The 23,341-nt window shown below is 47.6% G+C and carries 21 protein-coding genes; 4 read left to right on the top strand and 17 right to left on the bottom strand.

Translation table 11 applies throughout. From position 1 onward, the window contains the following. Nucleotides 1-11 precede the first annotated feature (11 nt). The 6 genes from KRP56_05190 to KRP56_05215 form a co-directional block, all read right to left on the bottom strand. On the bottom strand, nucleotides 12-713 hold the full coding sequence (locus KRP56_05190) for a HesA/MoeB/ThiF family protein (protein ID UAL07236.1): 702 nt from the start codon (nucleotides 711-713) through the stop codon (nucleotides 12-14). Continuing rightward, complete coding sequence (locus tag KRP56_05195) at nucleotides 710-1,180, bottom strand: CinA family protein (protein ID UAL07237.1); 471 nt, start codon at nucleotides 1,178-1,180, stop codon at nucleotides 710-712. The genes KRP56_05190 and KRP56_05195 overlap by 4 nt, the downstream gene beginning before the upstream one ends. After that, on the bottom strand, nucleotides 1,181-1,702 hold the full coding sequence (locus KRP56_05200; GenBank protein UAL07238.1) for a nicotinamide-nucleotide adenylyltransferase: 522 nt from the start codon (nucleotides 1,700-1,702) through the stop codon (nucleotides 1,181-1,183). It abuts the gene before it with no gap. 49 nt (nucleotides 1,703-1,751) lie between these two features. Further along, on the bottom strand, nucleotides 1,752-3,182 hold the full coding sequence (locus KRP56_05205) for a hypothetical protein (protein UAL07239.1): 1,431 nt from the start codon (nucleotides 3,180-3,182) through the stop codon (nucleotides 1,752-1,754). Between the two features lie 84 nt (nucleotides 3,183-3,266). Next, nucleotides 3,267-5,375, bottom strand: a complete 2,109-nt coding sequence (lonB, locus tag KRP56_05210) for an ATP-dependent protease LonB (GenBank protein ID UAL07240.1) — start codon at nucleotides 5,373-5,375, stop codon at nucleotides 3,267-3,269. Between the two features lie 29 nt (nucleotides 5,376-5,404). Continuing rightward, nucleotides 5,405-6,508, bottom strand: a complete 1,104-nt coding sequence (locus KRP56_05215) for a hypothetical protein (protein ID UAL07241.1) — start codon at nucleotides 6,506-6,508, stop codon at nucleotides 5,405-5,407. A gap of 294 nt (nucleotides 6,509-6,802) precedes the next feature. Here KRP56_05215 and KRP56_05220 point away from each other — a divergent pair, with 294 nt between their 5' ends. Continuing rightward, a complete protein-coding gene (locus KRP56_05220; GenBank protein ID UAL07242.1) occupies nucleotides 6,803-9,073 on the top strand; it encodes a DEAD/DEAH box helicase in 2,271 nt (756 codons plus the stop codon). 2 nt (nucleotides 9,074-9,075) lie between these two features. Here KRP56_05220 and thrC read toward each other — a convergent pair whose 3' ends face one another. The 3 genes from thrC to KRP56_05235 form a co-directional block, all read right to left on the bottom strand. After that, nucleotides 9,076-10,293, bottom strand: coding sequence for a threonine synthase (gene thrC / locus KRP56_05225; protein UAL07243.1), 1,218 nt, complete (start codon nucleotides 10,291-10,293; stop codon nucleotides 9,076-9,078). Nucleotide 10,294: 1 nt separating this feature from the next. Beyond that, on the bottom strand, nucleotides 10,295-11,227 hold the full coding sequence (locus KRP56_05230; protein UAL07244.1) for a homoserine kinase: 933 nt from the start codon (nucleotides 11,225-11,227) through the stop codon (nucleotides 10,295-10,297). A 138-nt stretch (nucleotides 11,228-11,365) separates the two neighbouring features. Further along, nucleotides 11,366-12,358, bottom strand: coding sequence for a bifunctional phosphoglucose/phosphomannose isomerase (locus KRP56_05235; GenBank protein ID UAL08470.1), 993 nt, complete (start codon nucleotides 12,356-12,358; stop codon nucleotides 11,366-11,368). A 464-nt stretch (nucleotides 12,359-12,822) separates the two neighbouring features. Between KRP56_05235 and KRP56_05240 the strand changes: the two genes are divergently transcribed. After that, nucleotides 12,823-13,287: a hypothetical protein gene (locus tag KRP56_05240; protein ID UAL07245.1), complete on the top strand. Its 465-nt coding sequence runs from the start codon at nucleotides 12,823-12,825 to the stop codon at nucleotides 13,285-13,287. Between the two features lie 60 nt (nucleotides 13,288-13,347). Here the strand turns inward: KRP56_05240 and KRP56_05245 are convergent, their stop codons facing one another. The 5 genes from KRP56_05245 to KRP56_05265 all read right to left on the bottom strand — a co-directional run bounded on the left by KRP56_05245 (nucleotide 13,348) and on the right by KRP56_05265 (nucleotide 18,144). Then, nucleotides 13,348-13,752 (bottom strand): Zn-ribbon domain-containing OB-fold protein, encoded by a 405-nt coding sequence (locus KRP56_05245; protein ID UAL07246.1) that lies wholly within the window; start codon nucleotides 13,750-13,752, stop codon nucleotides 13,348-13,350. Further along, nucleotides 13,752-14,921, bottom strand: a complete 1,170-nt coding sequence (locus tag KRP56_05250; protein UAL07247.1) for a thiolase domain-containing protein — start codon at nucleotides 14,919-14,921, stop codon at nucleotides 13,752-13,754. Before KRP56_05250 ends, KRP56_05245 begins: the two co-directional genes overlap by 1 nt. 4 nt (nucleotides 14,922-14,925) lie before the next feature. Beyond that, entirely contained in the window at nucleotides 14,926-15,978 is a 1,053-nt protein-coding gene (locus KRP56_05255) for a hydroxymethylglutaryl-CoA synthase (GenBank protein UAL07248.1), read from the bottom strand. Next, the gene (locus KRP56_05260; protein UAL07249.1) at nucleotides 15,979-16,671 is read right to left on the bottom strand and encodes a helix-turn-helix domain-containing protein; all 693 of its coding nucleotides are present in this window, start codon (nucleotides 16,669-16,671) and stop codon (nucleotides 15,979-15,981) included. Between the two features lie 63 nt (nucleotides 16,672-16,734). After that, nucleotides 16,735-18,144, bottom strand: coding sequence for a hypothetical protein (locus KRP56_05265; GenBank protein UAL07250.1), 1,410 nt, complete (start codon nucleotides 18,142-18,144; stop codon nucleotides 16,735-16,737). 70 nt (nucleotides 18,145-18,214) lie between these two features. Between KRP56_05265 and KRP56_05270 the strand changes: the two genes are divergently transcribed. Further along, nucleotides 18,215-18,583, top strand: a complete 369-nt coding sequence (locus KRP56_05270; protein UAL07251.1) for a carboxymuconolactone decarboxylase family protein — start codon at nucleotides 18,215-18,217, stop codon at nucleotides 18,581-18,583. Nucleotides 18,584-18,697: 114 nt separating this feature from the next. Here the strand turns inward: KRP56_05270 and KRP56_05275 are convergent, their stop codons facing one another. Next, entirely contained in the window at nucleotides 18,698-19,258 is a 561-nt protein-coding gene (locus KRP56_05275; GenBank protein UAL07252.1) for a phosphatase PAP2 family protein, read from the bottom strand. A 72-nt stretch (nucleotides 19,259-19,330) separates the two neighbouring features. Beyond that, nucleotides 19,331-19,642, bottom strand: coding sequence for a hypothetical protein (locus tag KRP56_05280; protein UAL07253.1), 312 nt, complete (start codon nucleotides 19,640-19,642; stop codon nucleotides 19,331-19,333). A gap of 277 nt (nucleotides 19,643-19,919) precedes the next feature. On the opposite strand from KRP56_05280, the gene acnA reads away from it, so the two are divergent. Then, the gene (gene acnA / locus KRP56_05285; GenBank protein ID UAL07254.1) at nucleotides 19,920-22,550 is read left to right on the top strand and encodes an aconitate hydratase AcnA; all 2,631 of its coding nucleotides are present in this window, start codon (nucleotides 19,920-19,922) and stop codon (nucleotides 22,548-22,550) included. Nucleotides 22,551-22,615: 65 nt separating this feature from the next. On the opposite strand, the gene KRP56_05290 is transcribed toward acnA, so the two are convergent. Then, nucleotides 22,616-23,338, bottom strand: coding sequence for an aminotransferase class IV (locus KRP56_05290; GenBank protein ID UAL07255.1), 723 nt, complete (start codon nucleotides 23,336-23,338; stop codon nucleotides 22,616-22,618). Nucleotides 23,339-23,341 lie beyond the last annotated feature (3 nt).

Here is a 23,341-nt window from a genome sequence, read left to right on the forward strand (position 1 = left end):
AAAAAACCTCTTTAGAGGTGACCACAAACCTTGCACGATGGCCTCTTGCATATGTCCGTGACCTCAAAAACATTATTTCCGAGATCTACAGTAAGGATCTTTCCTGCCAAAGGCTCTCCCATCCCTGCAATGATCTTCAAGACCTCCATGGCCTCTATCGATCCGATGAATGCGACCGCAGCAGATATCGTTGGATTGATCTCCCTCTTCCTGTCACTTATGATGCATTCCAGACAAGGGGTCTTTCCAGGAATCACCACCGTTACCTGACCGCACATGCTTGCAACCCCTCCGTGTATCAAGGTCTTGCCACTCTTTACAGCATACCTGTTGAGGACCTTTCTGGATTCCATGTTATCAAGACAGTCCACCAAGATATCACACTCGGAAAGCATTGAGGCATTACTATCTGTCAATAGTTCGGCATGGACCTCTACCTTCACGGATGGATTCACTGACATTATCCAATATCTCATTATGTCGGCTTTTTTACCATTCTGACCTTCGTGATAGACGAACTGTCTGTTGAGATTTGTGATGTCTGGAGAATCACCATCGAATATCACCAATTTGCCGATACCGGCAGAAGATAACGCAGTTATCACATGCGTTCCCAACCCTCCGCATCCTATCACTCCGACGGTTGCGTTCGTTATCCTTTTCATTCCTTCCTCACCGACAAGCGGGAGCTGCCTATCGTAACGGGAACTCACGTCTGCGTCATCTCCAGAAGCATGGATATCGCCTCTTCGGCAGTTGCCTTTCTGATGCTTTCACGATCCCCAAAAAAATGATTTTCAGTGGCCACGGTCCTTATTCCGTCAGTCACCGCAATGAACACCAAACCGACCGGCTTGTCTTCCGAAGCACCGTCTGGACCAGCGATACCTGTGACCGAAACAGCGTAATCCGATTCGAAGAGTTCCCTGGCACCTTTGACCATCTCCACTGCTGTCTCCGGACTGACCGCCCCGCATCTCAACAATGTCTCATGAGAAACACCCAGTACCTTTTCCTTGGAATCATTGCTATATGTGACGGCACTGCCGATGAAGAAACCAGAGGAACCGGGTCTTTCCGTGAGTATGTAACCTATAAGGCCGCCGGTACAGGATTCCGCCACGGAGACCGTGATCTCCTTTTCTAAAAGTGTGTTGTGAAGAATGTCCGCCGAGTGCAATCAATCTCCTCCAGATATCGATCTTATCCTTCCGACCCCGTCGATGTTGTCGATGACCTTTGCCACCGCATCGGGAACCAATGAACGCCAGTCGTCTCCGTCGATCATCCTCTGTCTGACCGTCGTACCTGAGTAGACCTCTCTTGCATACAGTGGAGAATCCCTTAATTCGAACCCTGCTTCGCTGAATAGACGTCTCGTGAACGGATTGTTGCTGTACACACTCTTGAACGGAGGAGCCATGGATACGACGTGAGAGACCCATACAGAGTACCTGTTGAGGTCCTCTATAGGCAATAGACAGTAATTCCTCACCCCGGCCTCCTTAAGGGCCTCATCAATCATCAGGTATCTCTCTCCTGCTGTGAAAGGATTATCTGGTTCGTGCGAATATTGAGCGCTTCCGATACCAATCACGAGGCCCTTGGATTCCGCGGCACATTTGCGAATGACCTCAAGATGTCCATTATGAAACGGCTGGAATCTACCTATCACCAATGAACGATCGTCATAGCTCTTCATGTTCCTGTCAATACATTCGGCTGATATAAAATGTAATACAAGATCTATCTCAGATATCGGATGTGAACGCCTTTACACGCACATTGCTCATATAGTCATCACTGATGTCCTCCCAAGATTCGCCATCTGAACTTATGAAGCTCTGTCCTGGATATGCTACGGTCTCGAATATGAAGAATAGATTATCTTCAGCAAGACGCTCTCTAGTGTCGATCGGCAGGTACACGTCGGAATCATCGTTACTTGTGAGCGATACAACAATGGAGAATTCACTGCCTGGATTCAAATAGACATCATCATCTAGCTCTACAGTATAATATCCGCAGTATGATGTGATCCCCGATTGCGTGGACATCAATGTTCCGCTGGTGGGATCGTTTGGATCCTTCAGATCTGTGTACACGGAAACAGTATAATCCACCTCGGTGTTTTTCAGAACGTAGAACGATGCTGCCTCGAGTATCTCGCTGTCTTCAGAAGTGAATACATTGGCCATCTGACCAGTGCTTCCCAACGATACATCATGAAGTATGGACTTGCCGTTGTCATATTGGTAGTTGTTATCATATTCATCGGAAGGACCTGCTTCAAAGAACATGAATCCCGGTGAAAAAGATGCATTCTGATATGATATCCAAATCATACCGTCATTTTCCTCTGTGGTCCCCCAACTGTTCTTGCAAAGCCATGCACCGTTCTGAGTCACGTTCTCGTTCTGGAAATAGGACGCAGGGAAATCATCATCGTATCCTATCAAAGCAACAGCATGACCGTAAGCATCATCCTCACCGTCACTGTACATCGTATCGATTACCTTTCCATCAACAGTGATGCTGTTAAAATTCTCTGGATCAAGTGAAAAACCTATCAATCCGGCAAGATGTTTCTCAGTCAACATATATTTGATAGAATCCGTATCATTCTCATTTACGATGTAAGCTCCCGTAAGTCTTATCGAGTCTGAGAGGTATTGGAGGTCGCTGTCAAGTTCAGTATCATAACCAAGCTCAGAATACGTATAGCCTGTGGCCTCCTCGGTCAGATTGCCTTTCCATTGTCCATAATCAAATATCGACTCTTGGATGTAGCCTCCCTCGATAAAATTATTACCGTCGTGATATTCTATGACATCTCCCTCAGATGAGACGCCTTTATGGGAGAAATAGATGTAATCGACCTCGGAAAGATCGAGAGTATCATCCGCAAGACCTGCAGATATCGCGGCTGTCTCAAGCGCAGCAGTGGTGGCAAATGCCCAGCAAGTTCCATGATTGCCTTGGTCCTTCACGGATGTGACGTAGGAAATGCCGTCGACATCCCTTAAATCGAATGACGACTCAAAAACCGTATCTTCGACATCTACATACCCTACTTCCTCAAAGGTGTAATAAGTGGGATGGTTCTCCTCAATACATGGGGTCAAACATGTCACTATGAGGGCCGTCACAATGATGACGGATATAACACCGAGAACTTTCATAGGTCGGATATACAACTTGATAAATAAACGTTTAATGTGTTTGGGGGCAGTCGCAATGACTGCCCCTTAAAAGGAATTTAACATTCACTGTGGATTGGGTCCGATGTTGGGCACAATTTCAGAGACCAGAACGTCGCTTTCTACCTTCTCAGGCTGAACCGTCACAGGCTCCTGTTTGGGAGGCGCAACGTCTTCCTCGTGTTTCTTTACATACTCCACGGGAGGGTCGATCTTCTTGACATGGGATTTTCCATCCTCTGAAAGGGGAAGAAGCTTCTCCATGTAATCTGTCTTCTTCGGACAATCGATGAATGCGTACTCGATCACATCACGGAAATTGGACACAGTGTAGATCTCCATCGTATCGAAGTACTTCTTCGCCACCATGACATCCTGTGCATTATCCGCTGGAATGATCGCCATCTTTATTCCTGCTCTTGCCGCTGCCTCAAGCTTTGCTGTGACGGCACCGACTGGCAGGACCTTTCCCCTGACGTTCAGACTTCCGGTCATTGCCATATCCTGACGGATCGGTATGCCTTCCATCGCAGAAAGTATGACAGTGGCCATCGTGATAGATGCGCTGTCTCCTTCTACACCGTCGTATGTTCCCACATACTGCAGGTGAATATCCATCTCAGATAGGTCCTTGGCAGCGTACTTCTTGATCACTGCTGTGATGTTCTGTACAGCTTCTTTGGCTATGTCACCAAGACGTCCTGTTGCGATGAGTTGTCCGCCCTCCTTACGCTGTGCAGGGGTTACCTCTGCAACGATAGGGAGAACTATTCCCGAATACTCTGAAAGTCCTGAATCCGCGCCTATGGCCGCTAATCCATTGACCGAACCGACGGTCTGTCCTTCGGTATTGAATAGATGGTATGCTTCCATTCCCTCTATCTGACGGTCAGCGATCTGCTGTTCAAGTCCACGTGCTGAAAGCTTTGCATTCCTGACATCATCTACGGTGACGAATTCCGCGTGCCTGTTTACCGCAAGGTCACCAGCAACACGTATCAATCCTCCAAGCTCTCTGAGCCTGAGTGTCAATTTGCCCTTTCTGCCTGAACGGCGCTGAGCCTCCTTGATGATCTCTCCCACTGCATATTTATCGAAGTGGGGGATCTTCTCATCCTTGACGACCTCTTGCGCTACGAATCTTGCCAGCTTCATACGGTTATCCGAAGTGTCCACCATGGTATTGTTCATGAAGACCTCGTATCCGTATCCTCTTATCCTGGATCTGAGTGCGGGGTGCATTCCCTGTATTGCATCAAGGTTTCCTGCGCACACCAGGATGAAATCACAAGGTACTGGTTCAGACTTGACCAAGGCACCAGAAGACCTCTCGGACTGTCCGGTGATCGACATCTTCTTCTCCTGCATCGCAGTGAGTATTGCCTGCTGTGATTCCATTCTTAAGAGATTGATCTCATCGATGAACAGAACTCCTTTGTTGGCCTTGTGTATGTCTCCGGCCTCGAGCCTGTCGTGGGAGGGTGTTTCCAATCCTCCGCTCTGGAAGGGGTCATGCCTGACATCTCCTAAAAGTGCACCTGCATGGGTACCTGTAGCATCCACGAAAGGTGGCATATCTCCAGGTTCGTGACCCACTAGCACCTTAGGTACTATCATGGTCTCGATCTTCTGCCCCATCGGGTTCCTGAACAGCATTATGACTATCATAACACCGAACAAGGCGATTAGCAATACTGTGAAACCGTAAAGGAATGTTCCTATTATTCCCAAGATTATGATTGCTGCACAGACATAGAGGTACATGGAACTCTTCTGGTTCTTCATGGCCGCTGCCTGTGCCTTCTGTTCCGCAACTACAGCCTTACCCTTTCCTGCAGGGAAGGTCCTGATTCTGGGTTCGTTAACATCTTCCGGATTGTGGTATGCGACTACGTCCTGAAGATCTTCTTTGGGAAGATACTCCACCATCGAATTGGCCAGCATCGACTTACCGGTACCTGGCTCTCCAATGAGCATGACGTGTCTTTTCTGGGCCGATGCTTTCTTGATGATCTCGACAGCCTCGTCCTGACCGATGACACGGTCGGACATCTTCTTCGGTATCTCAATGTCCTTCGTGGACTTGAAAGCCTGGGCCTCTACCCATTCCTCGAGAGGTACGGTAGTTGGCTTTTCCTTTGCAACTGATCCTATATTATCCCCTCCATTTATCATTAGTTTGTTCTTGTATATAAAGGTAATTTTTACTTCTTTTTGGCAGCCAATTTCTTTTTATCTTCTCTTACCGCCAATAAGATTCCAACAACGATCGCTAGACCAATCGCTGCCATCAATGCCCACTCAATGTATGTGTTCTCATACCACGGATCAGAATCATATTTCGTTTCACTCAAAACAGGATAATCCATCAATACTCCACCATCGGATGTATACAGACCTGCCTGATGACTAGAATTGAAACTGTCTGCGGATATCAACATGTAAGCGTTATCCGATGATTTGTTCCATGTTACATCGATCGGATACCAACTTCCATTGCCCATAAGCACAACATTCCATGCATGTCCTTCCAACTCAGGGATCGAATACCCGATAATGGTGTAACAATCTATTCCATACTTATCACACAAGGCCTGGAATCCTTTGGAGAAACCATCACAGACTGCCAACTTGCTTGAGGATACCAGCGCACCGTATGCATCATGTGCATATGGGTCCTCGCTACTGGTACCAGCATTTGGATCGTATGTGAGCCTTCCGGTGAGATATGAATTTATGTTCCCGACCATGGTGCGAAGATCGGTACTGCCTACGCTGTACGCTTCTATCGCCTCATCAAGAGCGTCTATTTTCTCCTGAAGTTCATTTCTATCGGTGGTAGAGGTATCGTCAGCATAGTTCTCATCGATTATTGCGGTAAGAACCAGTTGCTCCAGACCGATCAATGTACCTGTCGTGATGAACGGAAGGGTCTCCTCAGACCATGAGACAGTACTGTCACCCCATGTACAGATCGCCAGCGGGTCATCCATCTCCATGGAATAGTAAGCTGCCTGAACAATGACCGCTACCTGCTCCATCAAATACTCCTCGGCCGCGGATTCATCCGTGCCTATCTGTGTATAGATGGCATTGGGCAGGTCCACCGTGACTGTTAGAGTATCAGCTGAATAAGCGTCTATCCCATCATAGACGGCCTTCTCGTTATCACTGAGTTGATCATAGAAAGAGGTGAATGTTGAATCATCATCCTCGGCCGTGACCGTACCTACGAATGCACACGTAAAAGATGCGAACATCATCGCAGATATGATAAGAACGGCAAATGCACTGCGTCTATAACTCATCGTACCTTCCATACCTTAATTGTTTATTAACCCTCCCGAGTAAAAAGGAGGTTATAAAGAAAATGGGTACTATATGTGGATTTAATTTACAAAATACGACCATTGTTAAGTACAATTGTAAACTTTTAACGTAGGCGAAAGGGTTTAGATCGATGATCGTTTGACATATCACATTAATAAGCAATGCGATATTCACTTCCAAATGAGATGGTTCATTAAATCCGCCACCCTGATCAACGCATCTGGACGGCTCAATGGAAAGATAATATGAACAATGCCGCATGGAGAACCGTCATGAGAATTGAAGAACTTGATATCGTTCCCAAACTGAGGGATGCACTCATCGAAGAGGGATTTGTACAATTGCACCCTCCTCAGGCACAGGCCATACCAATAGCTCTTTCAGGAAAGAACCTTGTTGCAGCGATACCTACCGCCAGCGGGAAATCCCTGATCGGATTCATACCTGCGATGAACATGGTCCTCACCAAAGGAAGGAAAGTACTCTACATCGTACCCCTCAAGGCGTTGGCTTCCGAAAAGAAAGAGGACCTCGATAAATTCTCCCACCTTGGGTTCAACGTCATGATGAGCTCCGGTGATCTGGACTCTGACGATAACAGACTGAAGGACGCTGACATAATAATAGCGACGTCCGAGAAGGCGGATTCCCTCATACGACATGGAAGCTCATGGATCAAAGGGGTAGGACTAGTCATTGCCGACGAGATCCATATGATCCATGACCCGGGAAGAGGACCTACGCTTGAGATAACACTCACAAAGATGATCAGAAGAACGAAGGACCTTCAGGTCATAGCACTTTCAGCTACGATATCCAACTCCGGCGACCTCGCACAATGGCTTGACGCAGAACTCGTGACCAGCGATTGGCGTCCCATACCGTTGAGAGAAGGTGTGTATTACAACAGCGAGATAACATTTGACGACCATTCCTCTAAGGACGTCCCGCAGGGGAGTGATCCTATCTGGCAGCTTATAAATCAGACCATCTGCGAAGGCGGACAATGTCTTGTTTTCGTCAATATGAGAAGGTCCACCGAATCGCTGGCTGTGAAGTATTCCGACAAGATGAGGAAAATATCGGGCATGGAACTCACAGAGGACGAGTTCGAAATGCTCGAAGGAGATGCTGACTCCACCGCACTGGGAAAAAAACTGGCGACCTGCGTCAAATGCGGCATGGCGTTCCACAATGCGGGACTCACATACAAACAAAGAAAATTCGTAGAGGACAACTTCAAGAATGGAAGGATAAAATGCATCATTGCCACACCTACGTTGGCCGCAGGCATCAACTTGCCGGCCAGAAGGGTGATCGTGAGGGACACCTACAGGTTCGAGTCCAATTCCGGTAATGTGCCCATCTCCGTCATGGAGGTCAAACAGATGTGCGGCCGCGCGGGGAGACCGGGATACGACCCATACGGGGAATCTGTTCTGATCGCCAAGAACTACGATGATTACGAACACCTTATGGACGATTATGTCATGCACGAAACTGAGAGGCTGACATCCAAACTCGGAAATGAGAATACATTGAGAAGCCACATTTTAGGTCTCATCGCGACGGGCGATTGCACATCTGAAGATGACATCGTGCAATTCATGCACGAGACGTTTTACGGCAATACATCTCAACTATATGGAATAGAAAGCGTAGTGGAAAATGTCGTTATGTTCCTTGCCAAGGAACAGATGGTGGAATGCGTTGGCAATAAGGTCCGTGTCCTGCCGTTCGGAAAAAGGATATCCGATCTGTATATAGACCCTAAATCGGCAATAATCCTAAGGGATGCGGTCAAGAAGATAGATGAGAAAACAGACGACTTCCTCATACTACATGCAGCGACATCCACCCCTGATGTGCTGGGAATGTATCCCAAGAAAGCGGACGAGGACCGCCTTAGCAAGATATCCACGGATTACGACGGAAGATTCCTCGTAGACCCTTACGAGGAAGATGATGAAATGATGTACGATTATTTCATGAGCGACCTGAAGACCGCTGTACTTCTGAACGACTGGATCAATGAGATATCAGAAGAAATAATGACAGATACACTCGGCGTCGGACCCGGCGATATAAGGTCCAGGGTTGACATGACCGAATGGCTGATGTATTCTATGAACGAGATAGCATTCATCTTCAATCCTTCCTCAACAAAGAAGATAAGACCTTTGCTCACCCGTGTGCGCTACGGTGTGAAACAAGAACTTCTTGAACTTGTATTCTTCAGAGGTGTTGGAAGAGTGAGGGCAAGGACCCTCTTTGAAAATGGAATAAAGAGCCAGATGGATGTCCAAAGCATAGAACAAGAAAAACTGGCTGCCATACCTAGAATAGGGCCAGCACTTGCAAGGAGCATGAAGGAACAATCCGGCAGTCCTCTGATGCGTGAGATAAAGGTAATATCGACTGAGGATGAAGAAGAAGATATGCTGGAAAAGATGGCTGCCGAACACGGCGAGACCGAAAAGAAACAAAATGAGACCTCGACCGCCACTGAAAATCAGAAGCAGTCGAAGTTGTTTGATTTTTGAGTTTACAGAGAAAGTATCCTTTCAACATCAGCGACGGAGTTACCACACTTTATGGGCGAAGGGCTATTCTCAATGATGGTATCTGGGTCTTTCAGACCGTTACCGGTACAGATACAGACTACCTTCTCATCTCTGTCGATGACCCCGATCTCTCTGAGCTTTTTCAGTCCTGCGATCGAAGCCGCAGATGCTGGTTCCACGCAGACCCCTTCTCTTCTTCCGAGTAGTTTCTGCGCAGATATTATCTCGGCATCCGTCACGGTTGCCGCGTATCCGCCGGTGTCGTAGATGGCATGTAGTGCCTTCCTTCCGCTGACCGGGTTACCGATCCTGATAGCGGTGGCTACGGTCTCAGGGTGCTCTTCTGGGATGAAGTCGTGTTTCTTAAGTGCGAATGCTTTAGCAACAGGCGAAGAACCTTCTGCCTGGATACCAGTCAGCATCGGGACTTTATCTATCCATCCGACCTCTTTCAGCTCGGTGATGGCTTTGTATATGGCCCAAATGTTCGCAGCGTTGCCCACAGGCAATATTATCCTGTCTGGCACTTCGTATTGCAACTGGTCGACGATCTCGAACAAAACAGACTTCTGTCCCTCCGGGCGATATGGATTGATTGAATTCAAAAGATACAATTTCCTCTCATCGGACATCTTCCTTGCAAGTGCCAGTGCATCATCGAAATTACCATCGATCGACAAGACCTTCGCTCCGAAGAAGAGGGCCTGTGCAAGCTTTCCTGCAGCTACTTTTCCCGAAGGAAGGAAGACCGCGCATTGTATCCCTGCTTTAGAGGCGTATGCCGCCAATGAAGCTGATGTGTTCCCGGTAGATGCACATCCAACTACCTTTGCCCCAAGCTCTTTGGCATGGGATACTCCGATCGTCATACCGCGGTCCTTGAATGAACCTGTGGGGTTGAGGCCTTCGAATTTGACGTAAGCCTGTTTTACACCTAACTCCTCGGAGATCGCATCTGTTTTGTACAGAGGGGTTCCGCCTTCCTGGATGGACACCTTGTGCGAAGGATCCACAGGCATGAATGGCGCGTATCTCCAGACACCGAGGGGGGACTTGTGAAGGTCCTTTGGTTTCATTTCCATCACAGGCTCGAGGTCCATCTTGACGGTCAACAGACCGCCACATCTGGGACACTCGTTCTCATAGGGGTCTGCGACCTCTGCGCCGCAGTCCCAACATATAACTTTGTGGTCAGCCATTTTAAAGCCTCTTGCAACCGGTACCGCATTCTGTGACCCATGTGTCACACTTCATACCGTTATCACTGTAAAGTTTCTTGATAGCATCGGCGATTATCTCGCCGTTGTGTGTATTCTTATCATAAAATGTTATGACGCAAGGTCCGGACCCTCCGAGGAAGGATGTCAGAGCACCGTGGGACATCGCAACGCCCTCAGCCTGTTTGAGATAAGGTACCAGAGGGACCCTAGCGGGCTCTACTATGATGTCCTTGACCGACCTTCCTATCATACCAAGGTCGCCCGACATCATCGCATATACGAGCGCCGATGCGTTGCCGATCTGATAGGTCATATCCCTAATGGATACTTCCCTTGGGACCACCTTTCTGGAATCCGCTGTGTAAACTATTATATCAGGAAGTGCAAGCACCACACCAAGGTCCTTGGGTGGTTCTATTTTTATGACCTCGAACGGCTCATACGACCTTATTATGGTGAATCCCCCTAAGATGCAGGGAGCTACATTATCTGCATGCAGGCCTCCGGATGTTACATCCTCGGCATGGGCAGCACAGAGCACGACCTCTTGTTTGGAGAGTTTTTCACCGCACATTATATTGGCGAGGAAAGCGCCCCCTCCTGCAGATGCGCCTGAGGAACCTATTCCGCTTCCAGGCCTGATGCCTTTCTTTATCTTTAGTTCGATACCGAAATCTGCATTGCATCTTTTCAGGACGGCCTCTGCAGCGATTGCGACAGAGTTCTTTGTTGGGTCTGTAGGTATGTATTCGCTTCCGGGTCCAGATATCTCACTTATGACTATACCGGACTTGATCTTTCTGCCCTCGATGATATCGTGGGGCTCCTTCAAGGCCAAACCGAAAATGTCGAAACCGGGTCCGATATTGGACGTTGTTGCAGGCGCTGCGACCTTTATCCATTCGTCAGTCATGTTCATGCATTCCTGGTTGTGCGTAAGATTCTTCCCATATAATACTTATCGGAAATGTACATGTGTGAACATCTCATCTTAGGTTACACATTGAAAATAACATGGATTTGAGGTCTCCAAATTATTTTTCAATTACTCTTATCTTTTGACATCCTCACAATCTGCAAGATATCCTTTGATCTTCGTTATAGGGCCAACGTCCATTGGATCTATATCCAGGATTATAGCCAAACACAAAGACATGTGGTCCCCTATCATCAAAGCGTGAATGCTACGTTCTAATACAGTATTGCCATTTATCTCCACTATAACGGGATTCACACCAACATCACTCAATGTCCTTATTGTCGCATTCAACGTGTTAGATACTACACCAGAAAGGCAATCCTTTATTATTACCGGTACGAACATGCTCCTAACACTGTCACTACACCAACCCACAACCTCATTGTGATTGAATTCGGGTATGACTCCTGAAAAAGCTATACGCTTGGAATTCTCATTTATCTGCTCTTTCCATCTAAGGGCGATGGCAGAAATATCTGGCACAGAATATATGACTGGAATCTTGTCCTTTATCTTCTCTGCCGTGTTCCATGAGACGCTATCTTCCAATTCCAACCTCTCTCTGAATTGTTTGAATGTAGGTATAAGTCCAATTATCTCTTTTCTCAATGCTGGCCCACCAGCATCTTCAATGATGGCCGCCAATATCCCGATGAACCACCCTATTGCACTACGCGGTTGCATCTTTTTACCGCCGATTTTAATGAGATTGTTGCCATTTAGGATGGATAGCTCTTCGAGTTTACCGCCTGCCGTTATGATGATCATATCCGACTTGTTATCACGAACCATCTCATACATCGCTATTGTCTCAAGCGTATTGCCTGAATAACTGCAAACAACGTAAAGAGTATCATTATCCGTCCAATGAGGAAGAGCCATTGTCTTGGCCACACTTACGTCTATTTTCGAAGAATAATACATAGAATTGGAGATAATCTCCCCGCCGATTGCAGAAGCACCCATACCGCATACGACAATACGTTTGTATTTTCTATCGAGACCAGTATCTACGACGATCGCCTCCGAGAGATCTCCAACAAAACCCCTTATCTCACAGCTCATCTGCTCGATATTCTTTGCTTTCTCAAGCCCCATCTTTTTCCCACCTATGTCGCGACACCATACGGACTATTAACTGTACAGGCAACAAGGTTTATCAATACATCTGAACTATAATTCAGTTATTCTCTGCAATCAACGATCATATTCCGTATAACTAAAATATGATAGTTATTAAGTGCACAACGAGACCGTATCTCCATTAAAATGCGGGGTACACAAATACCTGAATCCACATATTTCCAGATATCATCAGTGTTATTGTCAAAAAACTATCAACGACAACATTATTGACATTGTCCATTCTGGTAATTCCCACCTGCACTATACTACTATCATTAGGTACAGAAGAATGCGTCTAAAACAGAATCATCATGTATTGTCATTCTTAAAAGAAAAAAATCGGAAGACTTATTCTGACAGAAATTTCCAAAAAGAAATTAATATTGAATCGGTCTCTTCTGCCCATGCACAAGATCGTGGTCGTCGGTATAAGAGGCAACGCTTCTTTCGATGATATCGTGTCTCACTTCACATCCATTGGCGGGGATGTTGTACTTTTTGACCCAGACATGATATGTGGAAAGTCCCACATCATATCTGCTGCGATGCACGCAGAAAGAGCATTCTCACAGGGACATCCGCGCTCGAAGAACATCCTTACTGAAACGATACTCTATGCTGCATTTGAAAGGCAGATCGGAAAGGCTATGAAGAAGATGGGGCCCAAACCTGGAAGGAACGAGTATGTTGCCTGCATCTTCAATGCAGATGTTACCGGCATTGAAAAAATAGGAATGATGCTGGATGACAGCCTGTGTGATATATCTAAAGAAAAGATGAGGAACATAGGCATCTCTGTGAACGATGACTTTCCTCTTGAGGACCAGGTATTGGAATCCATCGCGATGGTTGACCTTTTGAAACAATAAGTGTCCTGAAAAATTAAATGAATTATATTAAAGTGATCGGGGCTTCCGCCCCGATCGGTTTCAGTTATCTGGCACGAACTTGAATCCGTAGTGGATGACACCAGCTGCACCGTCTGCGTCCAGTTTACGCAAAACCGCACGCACAGGCATGCCGATCTCGATCTTATCAAGATCAACATCGACGAGCTGTCCGGATATGAGGACACCTTCTCTGTTCTTGATCATCGCGACGGCATACGGTTTCTGCATATTATTGCACTCCGGTGCCTCGTGAATGACGGAGAACGAATAGACCTCCCCATGCCTGTCCAGCTTGACCTCTTTCATCTTGCCGATGCCTGCCCTGCGGCATGCAGGACAGAACGAACGTGAGGGGAAGAAGATCTTTCCGCAGTGCTCGCATTTGGTTCCCTGGAGGTTGTACCTTCCGGGGATCTCTCTCCACTCCTTTGCTACCGATGACATCAGATCGCCTCCATGATACTTACGGTGACAGCGGAACCGTTTCCTCCGACAGACTGTGCCAGTCCGTACTTGGCTCCTTTGACCTGTCTCTTGCCCGCTTCATTCCTGAGCTGCTCGGTGACCTCCACGATCTGTGCCACTCCTGCGGCTCCGATCGGATATCCTCTCGCCTTCAAGCCTCCGGACGTGTTGATGGCTATCTTCCCCGAATCGAAGTGCGTCTCACCGTTGAGGAATGCCTTTCCTGCCTCTCCCTTCTTGTAGAAGCCGAGGTCCTGAAGCGCCATGACACCTGCCACGGTGTAATCATCGTGGATCTCAGCGAAGTTGATGTCGTGTGCCTTGATTCCGGCCATCTCATAAGCTCTCTTGGCAGCGGCCTGTGTCGCCTTGAATTCAGTTATCGAATCCCTCTGGAACAATGCCAATGTATCGCTTGCCTGTGCGACCGCTGCGACCTTGACGTACTTGTCGGTATGCTTCTTGGCATCCTTGAGGGGACAGAGTATCACTGCTGCTGCTCCGTCGGTTATGGGTGCGCAGTCGAATACGCCGAGAGGTGTCGCGACTGGACCTGATTTCAGTACTGTGTCGAGAGGTATTCCTTTCCTGAACTGTGCGCCTGGGTTGAGTTCGCCGTGGAAGTGACTGTTGACCGCAACGGATGCTATCTCCTCACGTGTTGCCATCTTGTCGTGTATCATCCTTCTGGCGATCATCGCATAGTTCGATGCGAGTGTGATGCCCATTCCAGCCTCCCACTCTGCATCCGCCGTCGCATCCATGACCGAGTTGATCGATGCATCGTCGAGATCTGTCATCTTCTCAGCACCTCCAACCATCACGGTCTCGTGAAGGCCAGATGCAACTGCCATTACGGCCTCTCTGAATGCGACACCACCGGATGCCCCTCCAGCCTCCACTCTTGTCGCAGGTATGTGGTTGGTAGCCATTCCCGAATAATCGGCGACCAATGCATCCACATGCTGCTGATTGATGAAACGTCCCGCAGACATGTTGCCTATGAACAAACCGTCGATCTCGTCTCCCGAGAGATTTGCATCCTCGATAGCCTTCATTCCTGCCTCGATACCGATACTCCTGAACGATTTGTCCCAGAGTTCTCCGAATTTGGTGGCTCCTATTCCTATGATTGCTACGTCTCTCATGTTATCACTCCGACATTATGATCTTGCCCTTGAATTTGGCATAGGTACCGTAGTCGACATAGACTGGATTGGCCATGACCTTCTCGAGCGTGGGGGCATTCTCCCTCTTGTAATCCTTGATCGCATCTGTGACGGTTATATCGAAAGCATCGCTTCCTGCACCGGAACCGTAAGATGTGACGAAAATCCTGTCACCGGGCTTTGCATGGTCCAGTATGTTAGCGAGTCCTAACGGGACCGCTCCGCTGTATGTGTTGCCTATGTTAGGTGTCAGCAGACCGCATTCGACCTGCTCCGGTGTGAATCCCAACTGCGAAGCGACCCTCGTGGGGAATTTTCCATTGGGCTGGTGGAAGACAGCGTATGTGTAGTCCTCAGGCTTCGTGTTCGTGGCATCCAACAGCATCTTTGCTGCGGATGTTATGTGCCTGAAGTATGCTGGCTCTCCTGTGAACCTTCCTCCGTGCAGGGGATATGGCTGTCCCTCCCTCCTCCAGAAGTCAGGTGTGTCAGTGGTAAAGGACACGGTCTTGTTGATCTTGGCAATAATGTTCTCGCTTCCGATCAAAAATGCCGCTCCGCCTGCGGATGCAGAGTATTCCAAAGCATCCCCGGGTGCTCCCTGTGATGTGTCCGCTCCGATGGCGACACCATACTTCACCATGCCGAAACCTACAAGTCCCATGCATGCCTGGATGGCTGCTGTTCCTGCTTTGCAGGCGAATTCCATATCGACCGCCGTCATTGCAGGTGTAGCATCGATGGATTCTGCCACAATGGTCGCAGTCGGTTTGACCGCATAAGGATGGGATTCCGAACCGACATATACCGCTCCGATGTCCTGGGGGTCCACCTGGGGCACCCTTGCCATCATGTTCCTAGCGGCCTCTGTGGCGATGGTCACAACATCCTCATCGGGCGATGGGACCGATTTCTGATAGATCATCAGACCTTTTCCCATGCCTTTTCCGTCGACTCCCCAGATCCTTCCGATCTCCTCGGGTTTGATCCTGTAACGGGGAACATATGCTCCGTAACTTACGATTCCTACATCCATTCAATTCCCTTCCTTAAGTTTGTTCATTCTCTCCACTATCTCTTCCACCGAAAGAGTTGTTGATACGAGCGGTATGCCCTCCAATTTCGCCAGCTTGATAGCAAGCTGATCGGTCTCATCGGGACGCTGATATACCACCATCGCCGGTGTAAGGGGGTGTGCGCGGATGGCCACCATCGGAGAACGTCCGTAGTGGACATTCGTGAAAATAAGTGCCCTTTCGATGCTCCATCCGTATATCTTGAGGTAATCCTCAGAGCTAAGATTCAGTATCGCCTTTATGGAATCCACGATCGTGTATCCATATATCCTCTTCACAGGTGTCTTCTCCGTATTGAGGTTCTTTCCGTTTATTGCCTCGATGAACTTGTGTTCATCGACGCCCCCGGCAAATTCATCCATCGCCAAAATGCAGTCCATACGATAATCTGGCTGATATCTCGATATGACCAATGAACCCTTCTGAGCGTCCAGCTTTATGAAGGCCTCGACCATCTTTTTGACAACAGCAACACCTGGTGATTTTCTGCGTCCGGACTCATAATCGCTGATGACCGAATGCGAGATCCCCATGGTCTCTGCAAGTTCATGCTGCGAAAGTCCGAACTCCTCCCTCCATTTACGGATGGCCTTTCCGGGATCGGGGGATAAGGTGATCTCCCCGGCGATCTTTTCCTTTAGTTCGCCTACCATTGTCGGTAACAATCCATATCATTATTTAATGATGTCGAATCATCGATACGTCGATTAACGTAATCATAAAATATTGGAGAATCTCTTTTCGACAAGTTCCGTCCTTAATCTATCGACCACGGTCTTTATCACTTGCACCCGCGCATATTTCTTGTTGTTGCTTGGTATGACCGTCCAAGGCGCATAAGGGGTGTTGGTGGATGATATCGCACGATTCACGTATTCATCGTATTGGTCCCATTTCTCGCGATTGCGCCAATCATCATCTGTGAGTTTCCATTGTTTCAATGGGCATTGCGCCCTTTTATTGAATCTTTCAAGTTGTTCATCCGAAGAAATGTCCAACCAGAATTTTACAATGATAGTTCCGCTCCTGACCATCATGGCCTCCATATCGTTTATTTCCGACGCAGAACGTTCATACTCTTCTTTAGAACATAATTCCTCTATAGGCTCAACGATCATCCTTCCGTACCATGTACGGTCGAATATGGCCACATGACCTGCCTTCGGCATGGAACGACTGAATCTCCAAAGATGTGTATGTGCCAATTCCTCTTCGGTAGGGGCTTTGACCTGTCTCACGACATAGCCCTTCGGATTCAAAGCGTATGTGAGATGTTTTATGACTGACCCCTTCCCGGCGGCATCCCATCCCTCCAACCCTATGACCAGAGAGCGATTGCTTGCTGCAAGTACTGACTGAAGTTCGTAAAGCTTATCCGAATATTCGTCCAACTCCTTTTCATCGGAATATTTGACATGTAATTCGAGACCATCGCGGGGATTCGGATATCTCTCTTCCAATCTGACCTTGGAAGACCTCGTCCCTTTCAGATATCTCCCATTCAGACATTCCTTTATGATCTCGGCTGTCTTGATGACGGTTTTTCGGACCTCTCCCACTTCGATGACATTCCAAGGTGCATATTCCATATCCGTGGCCTTGAGCAGGCCCCCCGTGATCGTGGTCATGAACTTCACGGGATCGATCTTGTCCACAGACAGGAAGGTATTGTTCATGCATAGGGCCGGACAATAATCAGCACCGTACTTCTCAACATCCTCTGGTGTCGCATTCAAAAGGACCTTTATGACGAATGTCCCGTTATCGGTTAGATATCTTTCGAATTTGTTGCATGAATCTATCATCGTCTCGAAAGAGTTCTTATCACCGGTATAACGGTCGATGACCATGGAATACCATGATCTGTCATACAGGGAAAAAGCGCCCTTCGCAGGAGTGCCTTCAAGATAGTCGAAGATCAGTCTCGGCCCAGCGGTCTTGGGATCGAAATGATCGTATGAGACCCCTCTCGGTTCCAGACATCTGATTATCTCATTGATGACCCTGTTGATCACCCTGCCGCTGCTTCCCTCGAAAACCACCAGGACGGGTATGCCTGCGGTATAGAAATCCAGCTGTATACGATTCAGTTCCTCTGACAGCTCTTTGGGGATCAACGCTTCCATGATCGAAGTAATGACTTTCCAGTATTTTACACGAACGAACAATTATAAGACGCGAAGAACATATGCATCTATGTCTTGCAAAAAGGATGGACATTATTGCGCTATGTGCAACGAGATGGGCGATTTCGCTCCAAAAACTTTGACTGCCATCAATAAACTCGATCCTAGTTTCATGGAGACACTTCATGCCATGGATCGTTTCATGGTCGTCGACGGTCCGTTGGACAGGAAAACAAAGAGACTCATGGCCCTGTCATGTGTCTGTGTCAGAATGTGCGAGGATTGTGTATATCCTCAGGCAAGGGTCGCCAAGAACTTCGGCGCCACCAGAGAGGAGATCCTTGAGGCCATCAAGGTCGCTGTCCTTATCGGCGGAGTGCCATGCTGGTCATGCGCCAAGGAAGGGATCTCAAAACTGTTCGAAGAATGGGATGAGTGAACACTCACCAAAAAACCTTTTACCAAGAATATTTTTGATCAAATTGAAGACAATTTACAAATCTTCACACTATGTCCTTTATTGAAATCAAATAAAATATGCTCACTCTAGTGATCAGATCTCATTTAACGCCTCTACCGTATTGTCCGCGACCGCACTATGACGCTCTCTCAGCCAACGCACGAGCATATACGCGAAACATCCGCATATTATTCCGAGTATCGCACCGCCGAGTATATCTATCGGATAATGGACGAACAGATACAATCTAGAGAATGCGATCGCAGTGGCGAATATCAGTAGGATCAATGCTATCTTCTTCTCCTTGAAAAGCAACGCCACTGTCACCATCATGACCGATGACGATACATGCATCGAGGGAAAGGACGGACTTGAAGGTGTGGATATCAGTAATTCCATCGGATAATCCATGAAAGGACGCGGACTGTCGACCACATATTTTAGAGACATGCCAGAAAACTCTGAAATGACCCCTCCGACGAGGAATGTCACTCCCATCCAGCGATATTTTTTTGTAAAAAGGAACAAGAGACCGATGATGAACATCAATGTGCCGTAATTCATCGTTGATGTGAAGAAGGGCATGACTGCATCCACGGTCGGATTGCGGAGATTGTCCTGTATCCAAAGGACCACATCAAGTTCCACGCCCATAGCCCTCTCTACAACGTGTGCATAAATCATTGTATCGGTTCATTCTAATAACGACCGAAAAAGAATTAAGATTCAGGCCATATTCTCAAGCATTTGTCTAAGCTTAAGATAATGATTCTCTTCCAGTCCCTGCTCCAATGCAAGGCACCTGAGAATATCCTCTATATTCGCGTTGATGAAATCCTTCGCGGTCATGGAGATGTCATAATGGCTTTTGTCGATCGAGTTTATATTCTTAACAATGACAACAGCTGAATCCCTTTCCTGATCCTTCATGATTATCAGTCTGTTGAAACATCCTCTGCGATCGCCTCTGAATATTATTTCAGAACCGCATGTTCTCAACTCGATCTCGTAATCAGCATTAATGCAGTCAAATGTCATGTCATATCCCATCGATCTAATTTTTGGAGGAAGGGCCCTCCCTCTCGGAGTCCAGGGAGGACCTTAAGATGTTTTGAGCTTGCTGCTCAGAGGAAGAAAAATGTTTGAAATGAGAGTGGACCTCTCTCTGAAAAGTACGTATGCATTTCGTATATTTAATCTGTACGTATCATCCATCCATAACCATCCATACATTATATTACCATAACAACAGAATGTTCACCCTGCTCAAATTTCAAATATCATACGTATATACTAATGAACAGGAGACAGAGCAATGACCGGAATTGGCGACTGTACAAAGAAGATTCACACAGCTGAGGGCGAGATGACCATCTACAGCCTCAGGGAACTGGAGAAAAAAGGCATCATCAAAGACCTTTCCAAGATGCCCTATTCGATAAAGGTCATCGTAGAAGGACTCCTAAGACAGGATGACGGCATACTGATCACCGATGAGGATGTCAGAACGATAGCTTCTTGGGACCCGAAAGGGAACACCGACAGCGATATACCATGGATACCCGCGAGGGTCCTTCTTCAGGACCTCACCGGCGGGGCCGCTGTCACCGACCTTGCATCCATGAGGGAATCGGTCGCCGCCATGGGAAAGGATCCCGAACTCATCAATCCCTTAGTGCCTGTCGACCTTGTCATCGACCATTCCATCCAAACAGACTTCGCTGGCTGTGATGATGCGCAGGAACGCAACGAGGAATTGGAATTCCAGAGGAACAAAGAAAGATACGCGCTTTTCAAATGGGCACAGAAATCCTTCAAGAATTTCCGTGCGGTCCCGCCGGGGAACGGGATATGCCATCAGGTCAACCTTGAATATCTTTCACCTCTGATCCACGTCGTAAAGAAGAACGGTAAACTCATAGCTTATCCTGACTCCTGCTTTGGAACAGACTCCCACACCACACAGATCAACGGACTCGGTGTCGTCGGATGGGGTGTCGGCGGCATAGAGGCTGAAGCAGTAATGGTCGGACAGCCATCCTACATGAAACTGCCAGATGTGGTCGGATTCAAATTAGTGGGAAAATTATCGCCAGGGGTGAACGCTACCGACCTTGTCCTCACCGTCGTCCAGATGCTCAGGAAGAAAGGCGTTGTAGGAAAGTTCGTGGAATTCTACGGCCCTGGATACAAGAACCTTTGCCTCGCCGACAGGTCCACAATCGCAAATATGGGACCGGAATACGGCGCGACGATGGGATACTGTCCTATCGACGAGAAGACAATAGATTATCTAAAACTCACAGGAAGAGATCCTAAACACATCGATGCAGTGGAGAAATATGCCAAAGAGCAAACACTTTGGTACATCGATGAGCCGGAATACACCGACACATTGGAACTCGACCTTTCGACAGTGGAGCCGTGCCTTGCCGGACACAAGAGACCTCAGGACAGAATCCCCCTCTCCAAGATGAAAGAGGAATTCGACAACGCTCTCAAGGCATTGAACGTAACTCACAGGAAGATGCCTATCGGAGGCATGATGGGGGACGGTTCTCTTGCCATAGCGTCCATAACCTCGTGCACCAACACTGCCAATCCATCCGTGATGATCGCCGCAGGACTGGTCGCAAAGAAGGCATATGAACTCGGACTGAGGCCCAAAGATTACGTGAAAACATCACTCGCACCCGGCTCCAGGGTAGTGACGGAATATCTCAAGGACTCTGGACTTCAAGAATATCTTGACAAGATGGGATTCCAATGCTGCGGATACGGATGCATGACATGCATAGGCAACAGCGGACCGCTCTCAGACAAAGTGAGCAACACGATAAAGGCCAATGACCTGGTGGTCGCCGCGGTAGCATCCAGCAACAGGAACTTCGAAGGACGCATACATCCGTTGGTGAAGGCCAACTACCTTGCATCGCCCCCGCTAGTCGTCGCATTCTCCATCGCAGGACGCGTGGATATCGACATGAACAAAGAACCCCTCGCACATGTCAAAGGAAAGGACATCTACCTCAGGGATATCTGGCCATCCGACGAGGAGATCCAGAAGATCAACGATAAATATGTCACATCCGAGACCTTCACCAAGAAATACAAGGACATCTTCAAAGGCTCCAAAAGATGGGAGGACATAGTCTGCGAGGACTCCCCGCTCTTCAAATGGGATGAAGGATCCACCTACATCAAGAATCCACCGTTCTTCGATGAACTCTATGATGAACCGGATATAATGGATGTGGAAGGCGCGAGATGCCTTGTCAAATTGGGAGATTCCATAACCACTGATCATATATCTCCCGCTGGAGAATTCGGACCTTCGTCCGATGCCGGAAGATATCTTATCTCCCTCGGAGTGAAAGAAGAGGATTTCAACTCATACGGTTCAAGAAGAGCGAACCATGAAGTCATGGTCAGAGGAACATTCGCAAACATCAGACTCAAGAACCAGCTTACACCTGGAAGGGAGGGGAGTTCATCCGAATATTTCCCGGAGAAGAGACAGGACACCATATTCGAGGTCTCCAGATTGTACTACGAGGATATGACGCCGCTGATAGTCATCGCAGGCAAGGAATACGGTACTGGCAGTTCCAGGGACTGGGCGGCCAAAGGACCTCTCCTACTGGGCGTGAAAGCTGTTATAGCAGAATCCTTCGAAAGGATCCACAGGTCGAACCTCATAGGCATGGGCATCGTGCCCTTGCAATTCCTAGAAGGGCAGAACCCAGAGATATTGAAGCTCAATGGGTCGGAAACATTTGACATTGATCTTTCCGAACTTGAACCCAGAGGATACGTCAGGGTCACAGCTTACAGGGACGGACAGAAACTCGAGTTCGATACCCTATGCAGAGTTGACGTCCCCATCGAAAAGGAATACATCGCCAACGGCGGTATCCTGCAATATGTACTCAGAAAGATGATCTAAACTCTTTATGGGGCAACGTCCCCTACAATCTTTTGATGATTAGATTGCCATAAAATAGAGGACAATCACAGACCGTTCTTCGTACGTTCAATATAGTCATGCTGTAATTTTACCGGGATCTCAAAATCGGAAAAACATATTTCGCCTAAAGATCTTACCGGCATTATGCCAAACACCGAATTTGTAATGAAACAAGAATCAAAATCGATTACATCCTCGGGCAATATTGCGGTAACAGACACGTCATAATTCTCAATTATGTACTCCCTCATTATACCTGGCAAAATACCGCATGATATAGCAGGAGTTATCATTTTTCCCTTCCTGCAGAAGAATATGTTGCTGGTAGAACCTTCGCATATCTGTCCCTTGAAATTCAGAAAGATCGGCTCTTCAAAACCTAAGGACGCGGCCTTGCGCTTCTCGAATATGTTATCTCCATATTGTAGACTCTTGATGTATGTGAAAATGGAGGTCTCGTTCCTAATCACAGAGGAGTAGCACAATCTGAAGCCTTGCCTGTAATTCTCCGGTGTGTACGCAAATGCCCTATCTGTGAAGTCAATGTTCTTATCTGATACGCTCACTTTTAGGACCCTTCCGTCAAGATGACCGTCGGAAACCACAACATCGAGATCATTTTTTGAGATCCTATTCTCGATCCCCAATGTCTCAAGAGCAGATGTAATCCTATCGATGTGTCTCTCTGCCATAACGCATCTTCCCTTGTGCACATACATCGTCTCAAAGGCACCTAGACCGAAATAATATCCTTCATCGAACTCCATATC

Origin of the sequence: Candidatus Methanogranum gryphiswaldense, from assembly GCA_019262145.1 — an archaeon.
GTDB lineage: Archaea > Thermoplasmatota > Thermoplasmata > Methanomassiliicoccales > Methanomethylophilaceae > Methanogranum > Methanogranum gryphiswaldense.

What these genes read in the sequence shown, in the direction of transcription:
- KRP56_05200 (UAL07238.1), bottom strand. Translation starts at nt 1,702, where the DNA reads ATGAAGAGCTATGACGATCGTTCATTGGTGATAGGTAGATTCCAGCCG.
- KRP56_05205 (UAL07239.1), bottom strand. Translation starts at nt 3,182, where the DNA reads ATGAAAGTTCTCGGTGTTATATCCGTCATCATTGTGACGGCCCTCATA.
- lonB (UAL07240.1), bottom strand. Translation starts at nt 5,375, where the DNA reads ATGATAAATGGAGGGGATAATATAGGATCAGTTGCAAAGGAAAAGCCA.
- KRP56_05215 (UAL07241.1), bottom strand. Translation starts at nt 6,508, where the DNA reads ATGAGTTATAGACGCAGTGCATTTGCCGTTCTTATCATATCTGCGATG.
- KRP56_05220 (UAL07242.1), top strand. Translation starts at nt 6,803, where the DNA reads ATGAGAATTGAAGAACTTGATATCGTTCCCAAACTGAGGGATGCACTC.
- thrC (UAL07243.1), bottom strand. Translation starts at nt 10,293, where the DNA reads ATGGCTGACCACAAAGTTATATGTTGGGACTGCGGCGCAGAGGTCGCA.
- KRP56_05230 (UAL07244.1), bottom strand. Translation starts at nt 11,227, where the DNA reads ATGACTGACGAATGGATAAAGGTCGCAGCGCCTGCAACAACGTCCAAT.
- KRP56_05235 (UAL08470.1), bottom strand. Translation starts at nt 12,358, where the DNA reads ATGAGCTGTGAGATAAGGGGTTTTGTTGGAGATCTCTCGGAGGCGATC.
- KRP56_05240 (UAL07245.1), top strand. Translation starts at nt 12,823, where the DNA reads ATGCACAAGATCGTGGTCGTCGGTATAAGAGGCAACGCTTCTTTCGAT.
- KRP56_05245 (UAL07246.1), bottom strand. Translation starts at nt 13,752, where the DNA reads ATGTCATCGGTAGCAAAGGAGTGGAGAGAGATCCCCGGAAGGTACAAC.
- KRP56_05250 (UAL07247.1), bottom strand. Translation starts at nt 14,921, where the DNA reads ATGAGAGACGTAGCAATCATAGGAATAGGAGCCACCAAATTCGGAGAA.
- KRP56_05255 (UAL07248.1), bottom strand. Translation starts at nt 15,978, where the DNA reads ATGGATGTAGGAATCGTAAGTTACGGAGCATATGTTCCCCGTTACAGG.
- KRP56_05260 (UAL07249.1), bottom strand. Translation starts at nt 16,671, where the DNA reads ATGGTAGGCGAACTAAAGGAAAAGATCGCCGGGGAGATCACCTTATCC.
- KRP56_05265 (UAL07250.1), bottom strand. Translation starts at nt 18,144, where the DNA reads ATGGAAGCGTTGATCCCCAAAGAGCTGTCAGAGGAACTGAATCGTATA.
- KRP56_05270 (UAL07251.1), top strand. Translation starts at nt 18,215, where the DNA reads ATGTCTTGCAAAAAGGATGGACATTATTGCGCTATGTGCAACGAGATG.
- KRP56_05275 (UAL07252.1), bottom strand. Translation starts at nt 19,258, where the DNA reads ATGGGCGTGGAACTTGATGTGGTCCTTTGGATACAGGACAATCTCCGC.
- KRP56_05280 (UAL07253.1), bottom strand. Translation starts at nt 19,642, where the DNA reads ATGACATTTGACTGCATTAATGCTGATTACGAGATCGAGTTGAGAACA.
- acnA (UAL07254.1), top strand. Translation starts at nt 19,920, where the DNA reads ATGACCGGAATTGGCGACTGTACAAAGAAGATTCACACAGCTGAGGGC.
- KRP56_05290 (UAL07255.1), bottom strand. Translation starts at nt 23,338, where the DNA reads ATGGAGTTCGATGAAGGATATTATTTCGGTCTAGGTGCCTTTGAGACG.